The organism is Bacteroides mediterraneensis (assembly GCF_016900355.1).
Taxonomy (GTDB): Bacteria; Bacteroidota; Bacteroidia; order Bacteroidales; family Bacteroidaceae; genus Phocaeicola.
The window spans coordinates 1-8,981 of record NZ_JACJKA010000043.1 but is presented as its reverse complement, the minus strand read 5'-3'; the positions used below and the strand labels follow the sequence as shown (position 1 = coordinate 8,981).

14 protein-coding genes and 1 pseudogene are annotated in these 8,981 nt (G+C 35.0%); 3 read left to right on the top strand and 12 right to left on the bottom strand.

All coding sequences use genetic code 11. The features are described 5' to 3' along the window. Positions 1-134: 134 nt before the first annotated feature. The 12 genes from H6A28_RS14580 to H6A28_RS14525 all read right to left on the bottom strand — a co-directional run bounded on the left by H6A28_RS14580 (position 135) and on the right by H6A28_RS14525 (position 7,102). Positions 135-362, bottom strand: a complete 228-nt coding sequence (locus tag H6A28_RS14580) for a hypothetical protein (protein WP_204480997.1) — start codon at positions 360-362, stop codon at positions 135-137. 224 nt (positions 363-586) lie between these two features. Beyond that, on the bottom strand, positions 587-1,264 hold the full coding sequence (locus H6A28_RS14575; protein WP_204480996.1) for a recombinase family protein: 678 nt from the start codon (positions 1,262-1,264) through the stop codon (positions 587-589). A 293-nt stretch (positions 1,265-1,557) separates the two neighbouring features. Further along, positions 1,558-1,758, bottom strand: coding sequence for a hypothetical protein (locus H6A28_RS15260; protein WP_239465387.1), 201 nt, complete (start codon positions 1,756-1,758; stop codon positions 1,558-1,560). 6 nt (positions 1,759-1,764) lie between these two features. Next, entirely contained in the window at positions 1,765-2,040 is a 276-nt protein-coding gene (locus H6A28_RS14565; protein WP_204480995.1) for a hypothetical protein, read from the bottom strand. 92 nt (positions 2,041-2,132) lie between these two features. Then, positions 2,133-2,465 (bottom strand): hypothetical protein, encoded by a 333-nt coding sequence (locus H6A28_RS14560; protein ID WP_204480994.1) that lies wholly within the window; start codon positions 2,463-2,465, stop codon positions 2,133-2,135. A 134-nt stretch (positions 2,466-2,599) separates the two neighbouring features. Further along, positions 2,600-2,845, bottom strand: a complete 246-nt coding sequence (locus H6A28_RS14555) for a hypothetical protein (RefSeq protein ID WP_204480993.1) — start codon at positions 2,843-2,845, stop codon at positions 2,600-2,602. Positions 2,846-2,983: 138 nt separating this feature from the next. Next, on the bottom strand, positions 2,984-3,136 hold the full coding sequence (locus H6A28_RS14550; RefSeq protein WP_204480992.1) for a hypothetical protein: 153 nt from the start codon (positions 3,134-3,136) through the stop codon (positions 2,984-2,986). Between the two features lie 244 nt (positions 3,137-3,380). Then, on the bottom strand, positions 3,381-3,626 hold the full coding sequence (locus H6A28_RS14545) for a hypothetical protein (protein ID WP_204480991.1): 246 nt from the start codon (positions 3,624-3,626) through the stop codon (positions 3,381-3,383). Positions 3,627-3,724: 98 nt separating this feature from the next. Next, positions 3,725-4,657, bottom strand: a complete 933-nt coding sequence (locus H6A28_RS14540) for a PD-(D/E)XK nuclease family protein (protein ID WP_204480989.1) — start codon at positions 4,655-4,657, stop codon at positions 3,725-3,727. Positions 4,658-4,659: 2 nt separating this feature from the next. After that, complete coding sequence (locus H6A28_RS14535) at positions 4,660-5,412, bottom strand: DUF1071 domain-containing protein (protein ID WP_204480988.1); 753 nt, start codon at positions 5,410-5,412, stop codon at positions 4,660-4,662. Between the two features lie 14 nt (positions 5,413-5,426). After that, positions 5,427-5,906, bottom strand: a complete 480-nt coding sequence (locus H6A28_RS14530) for a hypothetical protein (RefSeq protein ID WP_204480986.1) — start codon at positions 5,904-5,906, stop codon at positions 5,427-5,429. Between the two features lie 134 nt (positions 5,907-6,040). Continuing rightward, the gene (locus tag H6A28_RS14525) at positions 6,041-7,102 is read right to left on the bottom strand and encodes a DUF3871 family protein (protein WP_204480984.1); all 1,062 of its coding nucleotides are present in this window, start codon (positions 7,100-7,102) and stop codon (positions 6,041-6,043) included. Between the two features lie 561 nt (positions 7,103-7,663). On the opposite strand from H6A28_RS14525, the gene H6A28_RS14520 reads away from it, so the two are divergent. The 3 genes and pseudogenes from H6A28_RS14520 to H6A28_RS14510 form a co-directional block, all read left to right on the top strand. Next, positions 7,664-7,945, top strand: coding sequence for a xenobiotic reductase B (locus tag H6A28_RS14520; RefSeq protein ID WP_204480977.1), 282 nt, complete (start codon positions 7,664-7,666; stop codon positions 7,943-7,945). Between the two features lie 4 nt (positions 7,946-7,949). Beyond that, positions 7,950-8,546 carry a hypothetical protein gene (locus tag H6A28_RS14515; RefSeq protein WP_204480975.1) on the top strand — a complete coding sequence of 199 codons (597 nt, stop codon included), beginning with the start codon at positions 7,950-7,952 and terminating at the stop codon, positions 8,544-8,546. 154 nt (positions 8,547-8,700) lie between these two features. Then, a pseudogene (locus H6A28_RS14510) lies at positions 8,701-8,853 on the top strand (GGGtGRT protein); the annotation flags it as partial. Positions 8,854-8,981 lie beyond the last annotated feature (128 nt).

Here is an 8,981-nt window from a genome sequence, read left to right as displayed (position 1 = left end):
GCAGCCATTTGTATTAGACTGCAAAGTTGCAAAATCAAGTCCGTTTCATTTCAAAAGACCGTGTAATTGACTATATTTCAATAATTTCAAAGAACTATTTATCCACTTTTACGGGACAGTAGTGATTCTTTATATTAAACATTTGCAACTTCTTTTCCATTCTTGTATCTGTAAATGCTTAAAGATTCAGTAGTCATCCAATTACAGTCAGACAATCTAAATCCATACTTCTCCTCAATAGTCATAAGGAAACTTTCAAAATCATCATAACTGAAAGATTCGTTTATTTCTTCATCCGTCAGCTCTATTATATTTAAAGCTCCTATACAATAATCCAGTATCAATACATATTTAGGTTCCATATAACATGAATTAATGTGTCAGCTTCCAAACTTCACCATGAAGAAGACTTGGCTGACATCAGTCTTTTATCCCATTTTCTCACTATACATGAAATTTATCTTCTCCGCTCCCGGATATAGTTTCCTTACCTTTGTCTGTGCCGAGTAGATATTGTTCCCATATACATGAAACTTTATTCTCTTTCCTCCAACGGTAACAGAGAAATAGTATCTGTAATAGTAATTCATAATCCGTAACGTTTTATTAGTTTATAAACTGTTGACTTAGAAAAACTGCAACCTCTCGAAGTGGTAAATCCCTGTTCATTCAAGAAGTCCGCCATTTCCTGATAAGTTGCATTTTTACCTGTTAATGTTCTTAGCATAGCAACAGCCCTCTTATTGTTAGGGTTGTTATCTGCTTTTTCTTTTATTGTTCTTATACTGTTCTGGATTGCCTGCTCGTGTTTATCCATCAAGTGTTCCGGATTACCAAGCTTGAATCCTCTCAGTTTCTTTGCTTCCAGTGCTTGTTTAGTTCTGGATGCTGTCAGTTCTGCTTCATACTGACTGATTGCTGATAGAATATGCAATACCATCTTGTTTGCCTGTGGAAAATCACAAAAGACTATCTCTGTATCACTTTCCAATAGGTTTGATAAAAATGATACATTTCTAGCCAATCTATCAAGTTTAGCCACGATAAGAGTTGCACCGGTTTTTCTGCATTCTTTCAGAGCTTCCTTCAGTTTAGGTCTTTCTGTTTTTCTTCCGGATTCGACCTCCACAAATTCAGCTATAGGTATTTTATCCTGAAGATGTCTCAAGATAATCTCCTTCTGAGCTTCAAGTCCGAGACCTGAATATCCCTGCTTTTTTGTACTTACCCTTAGATAAGCCACATATTTTTGTTCCTTAACCATAATTTTAACATTGGTTCCATAAGTTAGATGTTCGTCTTGCTTTTGGAACTTCACAATAAAAAAGGAGAATACATGATTCTGTAATATTCTTACTTTTCACATATTCTCCATTTTCTGTTATCCCAGAATATCATACAGACATACTTTTTTCAGTAATTCCGTATTCTCTGCATATTCTTTCCTTGTAATCTTCCGTTTTTTCAATATTCTCATCTATCACAGAAACGAGATTATCAAGAAAAACGTCTTCTATAGTTTTTATCTTTTCTCCATTTTCAGAAATCAGGTGCACTTCAAACAGATCTTTCCCCTTCATCAAGAACAATCTGTACTTTTCCTGTATGTTTGAATCCGTTACATTCAAATTCAAGCCCTCCTTCAATCACTTTCATACTCTCAGGATTAACTCCCCAAGACATAAATATTGTAATCTGAGTTTTTAGTATTGACCAGATATATCTGGTCAATTCCAAGTTATAATCATTATTTTCCATACATAATCATATATAAGGTAAACACTCATTTTCCACTACGGTCTTCAGTTTCTTTGCTACCTCATGTGAAGCTTTGTTTCTTGCATCGTAGTATCTGTTCTCGTCAGACTGTACATTTATGATTTCTCTTATAAGTCTGAACAGATTCTGTTGTAAAGTCGGATGATAATACTTCACTGACTCTGCAAACATTTTATAGTCAAAGCACGTATTGTTCAGTGCATCTTCTAAAGCCATAGCCGCTTTGTATTCACGGCTCCCTTCAAGTTCGTATCTTTCCATAATTCTTCTTGATTTTTAGACTGTTATTAATAAAAAAGGAGGATACATGACTTTTAAATCACATAACCTCCATACATTGTAGATCAACTCATTCATACAGCAACACCATGTTCTACAAGTTCATGGCAGCTCAAATTCTCATCTATTACAGAAACTAGCATGTCAATATAAACGTTTTCTATGATAACCGGATTTCTCTCATCGTTAGCATGTATTATAGTAACATTGAATAACCCTGTTCTTTCTGAATATTGGATTATTACTTTGCCTGTTTTTTTGTGATTCTGAAACATAAACTCTGTTCCATTATCTATAACCTTAATACTTCTGAAGTCAATACTCCATAAAAAAGGTTTTATGGAATTTTGTAAAGCATCATGCCATATTATACGACAAATCCGCTCATTGAATTTTTCCTTATCCATATTTGTCTATCCATTTTTGAGCGGCTGATAGAGTTGAAAATGTACCACTCTCTATATCACCGTCCTGGTTCATAACAAATGCTTGAAAATCATTGGAAGAGAAACATACTATCTTGTTATCTTTATATATTATCTCATCCATTTTCCAAAGCTGTTTTAATGAGTTCCATTTTTTCATTAGGACAGGAATAGATAATTATCGCATCATCATCTACCATATCATCCCAATATACCTTTAGAATAATTCCACCGTTTTCTGTTATTATCTCAGTGAAATAGTTGATGTCTCCATAATGTTCACAGTCCGGGACAATAAAATGATTCTTAACATTCATAATACTCCTCCATATAACACCTCTCGCAAAGACTGCCAAAATCATTTACTTCGGATCTTGTCATTGGTTTACCACAACAGGCACATTCTCTTACTGTCTCATGATGTGTTTCATAGACTGTCTGATACATTGTTTTTCTGGAATTTTCCTTACCAAAAAGAAATTCCATACTTTGCTGTTTTTTTATTGCTTTTCTTTCTCATTTCCTTCTGTTTTAATTATTACTTCTGATTCAGTAAAGTCTTCATCACAGTACAGGCATTGAAATCTGTAACCTTCGGTTTCTGACTTTATAAGCTTTCTACCACATATCGGGCAATAATATTCTTCCTTCATATAAGACTATTTTCTTATGAAGTACTCTATAGCTGAATGAACCAGTATATAGTACCTCTTGTTAGACCTGCATTTATCCTGATACGGATTGTAGTATTTAAGACACAACCCCTCGTATACTTCAGGCAAATGTTTCTTTATTTTCTTGACCAGCCAATCATAATTTATCGGTCGGTTTCCTTTCATTTTCCTTTCCCATTCCTCTATGGAAATCTGGGAACAGTCACATTCCAGATACATATTCTTATTCCAGTATTATTTTCACTTCTTTCTTAATCCAGATTCCTTCAGGTTCGCAGTTAAAACTCATTCCGAAAAAATATATATGTTCATGTAATTCTTTATCCTTATAGAAATCATAAACTTCTTCTTTGCTGGTTCCATATTTGAACAGATTTTCGGTATCCCCAAAATATCGTCCTTTCTCATCTTTGAATACAGGACGGTTCCAGTCATCTATAGATATGAATTGTAATCTAAGTTCTTTCATTGTTTCTTCTCCTTATTCTTTAGTTAGTTTTACATAAAAGAAAAAGACCGGAGAGACATCTTTTATATGATTATCTCCCCGGCCTATTTCCCGAGTTATTAAATGGCTATTACCAATGACCCAGCCACTTTTGAGGTCTTCATGTAGGATTCAAAATCAATATCAGGATGATCATTTTTGAATGCCTGTAGGTCGAAAGAAGTTCTGATTCCCGGTAATTTTCTGGTAAGTCTCATCGTATCTGTAAACCACAACTTAACATCCATCATTTCCATTTCTAAAAGAATCTTTGATTTGAGGGTACTAAGTCTTTCCTCAACTTCATTCTTTGTCTGAATCAATTCCCTTATTTCCGATTCATGATTTCTGATTTCTTCTGGAATATTGTAAGGGTTTTCAAATTGTTCCCCTCGTAAATCACAATCCAGAAGTTCCCTGCAAATCTCAGATGGTATTCGACTTATTGAAATTAAGTTACTGATATGGTCAAATGTACCATCCTTCTTTAGCTTATTTCTAAGGTGCATAATGAAAAGGTTTCCTACTTTCGCTTTCTTGTTCTGAAGCTCAAATAAGTAGGCATAAATACTGAGCTGAAATCTTGCTTTCTCAAGTTTTTCAGCTGTCATTGTTCCATAGGTCTTAATGTCACATATATCAAATGTGGTATCATCAACTCTGTAAACCTTATCAATGTTGCTTGCCCAGTTTTTACTGTCTGTAACTGTATATTCAGAGCATTCATGAACCAGCCCATGATCTTTACAGATTTCAATGTAATCCGCTACTTCTCGGGTTCCGTCATTAATCCAGTTCTTATCAAAGTCCTCTATCGAGGTATGAACGTCAGTACCATATTCAGCTGCTGATTTAATCCTGTATTCCGGTATCCCTTCAAATTCATCAGGGAATAATTGTCTTTGTAACATTCCGGTAATTCCACTCAGCTGTTTATTTCCCAGCCAATATTGGTGCAGTTCTTCATTGAAAAACACACCACTGTCTTTAAGTTCTATTCTTTTTGTTGCCATAATTAAACTGCTTGATTAAGTTGTAATTTTCGTTCTGTAAATAACGCCTTGATTTCAGTATTACCCGTTACTTCATTCTGATGTTGCTTATAAAGTTCCATCAATGAATCCTGAGTTTTACATTGCTGTAGAGCTATTCTGATGCCGGCGTATTTTTCCTGTACCGGCTGTTGGATAGGTCTGCTTTTTCTTGTTCTCTTGGGTTGAACAGGTGCTGGTTCCTGTTGGATGGTATTATCTTCCACCATCTTTTCCGGAATATCTTCACCTGCGTAAATATAAAGTCCAAGACCAAACATTGCCAAGTTTTTCACTAAGCATCTCATAATGGTCTTGTTGATGTCAAACATGGAAGCTGCTTCAACCATTCTTTCAACATATTCCTTCTTGAACTTATCATAAACTTTGTAAGTGTATGGTTCAAGTTTCATCGCCTTATTGGAAGTATTCATTACAGGAAGCCACATTTCATGAGTTATTTCATCTACTGTAACTTCCGTATATACCATGATACCTGTTCTCTCATCTGCAAAGTATGGGAGATTTGTGATTGGATCCTTCACGATTCTATAGGTTGCACTTGGATAGGCTCTTTTGAATTCAGCCCAAGCATTAGCCCAGCTCAGGTAACTAAGATTTTCTCTCTTCTCTACCTTATCATTCATATCAAGTGAATAAAGAGCATCAAAATAGATTGCTCTTCTTTCATCAGCCGTTGCACCAGCTGGTATTTGAGGTTTATTGAATTTACACATAGTCTTTATTGTTTTTATTCGTTATTACTAAGTTTTGATTTATACTTTGTATTGATGTATTCAAGACAAAAGCTTCTGAAAACTTCAGCTTTGGCTCTTTTCCCATATACAAAGTATTCTGTTTGGATATTTCCATAGAAGTCTTCAGTCTTTATCGATCCTCTGAAAGTCTCTTCCTTGAAAAAATCATTTAACGGTACAATTATACTGGTATCTGTATCATCCAGCTGAATATAGGTTATGAGGCTTAATTTCCCCTTGTATAGCCATATTCCTTCTATAATAGAATTCCAGTCATTTCCTCTTCTTCTGTTTGGATGTACATAGAATTCATAATTTCTGGAGCCAGTCTTTCTCCGACCTGTCTCTTTTACTATCCTGAGTATGGTTTCTTTCGATATACCCAGTAATTCATCCTGTTTCAGATTTTCTATAATTTCAATCTTTTTTACAGGTGTAGTTCTCTTGAAAAGTTCAATATTTACATCTATCATTTCTGTTGTTTTTTTATTGGTAAAACAAAAAGTGGAGGTATGGATTATCTCGGTTTATAATTCTGTTTTCTAATAAACTTTGATATTCCATACCTCCTCCGGTATTTTATAAAGGACAAAAATGCCCTTATATTTCAATGTAGGAACCAGCTATAGCCTCCGGTATCGTTACCTTCTATGGCATTCTGTATTCCTAATGCAAAATCAGTACAATTCTGGTTTCTGTCAAGCCAGGTATCAATATATGATCCCTTTACCGCTTCATTAGCCAGTTGTAACAGATTCCAACAAGTTAAAATCTCTCCCTCTTTCTTTCCGAAATTAGGGTTTGATACATAACCTTTCACCATCGCATTCACAGCCTGATCGCCTATTTCCAACGATGGTAATGCTCTTTGTTCGTTCACAGGCAGGAACTGATATAATCTGAGTCTGCCTATAATCTTACAAAATAGTTCCTCTGAGATTTCTGTATTTCTCAGATTCTCCAAAAGTCCCAATGTTTCTTCCTTGTGTGGATTAAAACCGCTGAATAGTTCCAAAGCCTTCTGCATAATATCAGCTTCGGTCATACATTCTATGGTTCCTGAAAATCCGTCACATGTCAAACATAAGTTCGAACATACTCTCACTTTCCAGCCGACAAAGATTTTAAATTTCATTGCGGTCTGTGTTCTGTAGAGTTTATCTTCGCTATAACTTCTCACTCCACCTATACAAAGATGGACTGTCTGGTTATTGATTGTACGAGTTAGATTCTTTACATGTGCTACCCATGCTAAACGCTGGTAGAACACAGTTTTTTCATCTTCTCTTAGTTCACTCGCTTTTTTGTGTTGTGCTGAGGGTATTCTTCCTATGATAGGATGTGATACCCTACATTCAACCGGAGTTAATCCTCCAAAAACTTGTTCAGCAACCTTACTTACTGCATTGATAAAATTCTGATGCGAAATAGTCAGTGTGTTGTCGCTGAATGTCGGTATTATATTCTTAGTAGTTAGTTCCTCAAGCGAAATTGCTGAGGTATTAGATTCGATAAAGTTGGGATGATTTTCTTCTGCCCAAAACTTATCATCATCTTCAATAATTTCAGCATCTGTAATATCTTCATTATTTCTGATGCTAAGTTCCTTTTCTGATGCGACTTCTCCCATAATGAGAGAATCCGTTACTTTTGATGTCTTTTCCTTCATATTGTACATCGTTATTGTTAGTTACTTGGAGAACTTGATCCTCCGGTTAATTAACTCTGGATGACTATGCTTTTTTTCTTCTCCGCATATCTTCCAACACTTCAATGAGGGCTCGAATTATCGCCATCCCCATCTTTAAAAAATCTATTTACAACATTATTCCTTTCTCATATTTTTAATTATTATATTATTAGTATTCTTATTTATCTTCTTATAAATAAGGCTTTTAAGAATTATGAGACGGAATAAAAAAAAGAGCCGTCACCATAAGTTTCTCACTCTGGCTCAGCTCTTCAATAGACATATCAAGGTTCAATATAAAGACTGAAGCTGTTATATTTACTTCCAGCTGCCTATCCTTCCAATCCAATCTAAACCATTCTCTGAAATTTAGACGAACCGGGATGTATTTTTCGTTTCTAATTTATACTTTGATTTTTCTATTGTTATTGTTTTGTTTATTACATGTATAAGGGTTTGGAGGATTTGAGAAGGGGGGAAAATGTATTAGGATAAAACATAAATTTATACTATCTTTGTACCAACAAAACATTGATAATCATGTGTGAATACACTGAAATAGAAAATATCAAACTATCCAACGGAAAGACCATCAAAGAAGTAAATGAAGAAGTACGCAAAGAAGTAGAACGTATTTACTTGGAAGGGTGGGCTAAAGGAATTTCTATACCGTTTAAAGACGAAAAAGGGAACATTTATTTAGCCAATCCAGACGGAAGTGAAGACCTGGTAGAATTTAATCGTAACGAAAGAAGCTATAAAGTCATATCACGTGTTGCACAAGCAGGACATGGAAAATACGCTTACCTTCTAAACAAATAGCTTAATGGAAGTACGTCCAGAATTTACAGTCATAGCAGGTCCTAACGGAGCAGGAAAAAGTAGATTATCCCCTTATTACATTCACTGCAAATCTTTTGATGGCGATTTACTTGCACTCAACTTACGTAAAGAACACCCAGAATGGGAAGAACGGTGGATTGGTGGTACAGTAGCTGGCGAATTACAAAAGCAGAAAGAAAATGCAATTTCATTACATAAAGATTTTGCCTTTGAGACCAATTTTTCCAATGACCTTATCTTAAACATGATTGATGAATTCAAATCTGCTGAATACAAAATCAGCCTGTTTTACTTTGGATTAGAATCATTAGATGAGAGCACATATAGGGTAATGCAAAGAAAAATGTTTGGAGGCCATGACGTAGCAGATGAAATCATAGAATACAACTTCCATGAAGGGATCAAACGAGTCCAACAGAATCTGCATCTATTTGATAATATCACTTTCATAGATGGAAACTCCAACTATGGTGAAGTGGTTGCTATTTACATTAAAAAATCTACAAAACATGAAGTAACCAATCACGGTATTAAGTGGTTCAATCTGTTTTTTGCAGAAGCTTTTAAAGAGTTGAAATAAGTCGTAATTTAGTCCTTTTGTAACTTATTCACGACCATTTTACAATATAACAGCAATAAATAAACAAAAGAGTTCTTTCTAATATTGATATATATTTCTGTAACACAATTATTTACAAAAGAACAAATCAAAGTTATAGGGATAAAATTTAGCTGCTTCTTACGGTATGACAGATACTATGGGCCGTATGCACTCAGACGCACAGTTCGCTGGTTCTTCATCAGTTCCTGCTCACGTAGAAATGATGGGATTCCTGGGTATCGGTAACAACCCGATGGTAGGATGTACAGTAGCTTGCGCTGTAAACGGTAAGCATTCGGACAAATGCCCCTTTTACACTTTGAGGTTTGATTGTAGCTTTGCGGCAGCGAATACAATTAAACCTCAATTATTATGAATAGACTGGAATTTGAAGAATTGGAATTGCAGGTACAA

Coding starts and splice junctions, on each gene's coding strand:
- H6A28_RS14550 (WP_204480992.1), bottom strand. CDS start 3,136: ATGAAGGAAGAATATTATTGCCCGATATGTGGTAGAAAGCTTATAAAG.
- H6A28_RS14555 (WP_204480993.1), bottom strand. CDS start 2,845: ATGATTTTGGCAGTCTTTGCGAGAGGTGTTATATGGAGGAGTATTATG.
- H6A28_RS14565 (WP_204480995.1), bottom strand. CDS start 2,040: ATGGAAAGATACGAACTTGAAGGGAGCCGTGAATACAAAGCGGCTATG.
- H6A28_RS14560 (WP_204480994.1), bottom strand. CDS start 2,465: ATGGATAAGGAAAAATTCAATGAGCGGATTTGTCGTATAATATGGCAT.
- H6A28_RS14525 (WP_204480984.1), bottom strand. CDS start 7,102: ATGAAGGAAAAGACATCAAAAGTAACGGATTCTCTCATTATGGGAGAA.
- H6A28_RS14515 (WP_204480975.1), top strand. CDS start 7,950: ATGGAAGTACGTCCAGAATTTACAGTCATAGCAGGTCCTAACGGAGCA.
- H6A28_RS15260 (WP_239465387.1), bottom strand. CDS start 1,758: ATGGAAAATAATGATTATAACTTGGAATTGACCAGATATATCTGGTCA.
- H6A28_RS14580 (WP_204480997.1), bottom strand. CDS start 362: ATGGAACCTAAATATGTATTGATACTGGATTATTGTATAGGAGCTTTA.
- H6A28_RS14530 (WP_204480986.1), bottom strand. CDS start 5,906: ATGATAGATGTAAATATTGAACTTTTCAAGAGAACTACACCTGTAAAA.
- H6A28_RS14535 (WP_204480988.1), bottom strand. CDS start 5,412: ATGTGTAAATTCAATAAACCTCAAATACCAGCTGGTGCAACGGCTGAT.
- H6A28_RS14545 (WP_204480991.1), bottom strand. CDS start 3,626: ATGAAAGAACTTAGATTACAATTCATATCTATAGATGACTGGAACCGT.
- H6A28_RS14520 (WP_204480977.1), top strand. CDS start 7,664: ATGTGTGAATACACTGAAATAGAAAATATCAAACTATCCAACGGAAAG.
- H6A28_RS14540 (WP_204480989.1), bottom strand. CDS start 4,657: ATGGCAACAAAAAGAATAGAACTTAAAGACAGTGGTGTGTTTTTCAAT.
- H6A28_RS14575 (WP_204480996.1), bottom strand. CDS start 1,264: ATGGTTAAGGAACAAAAATATGTGGCTTATCTAAGGGTAAGTACAAAA.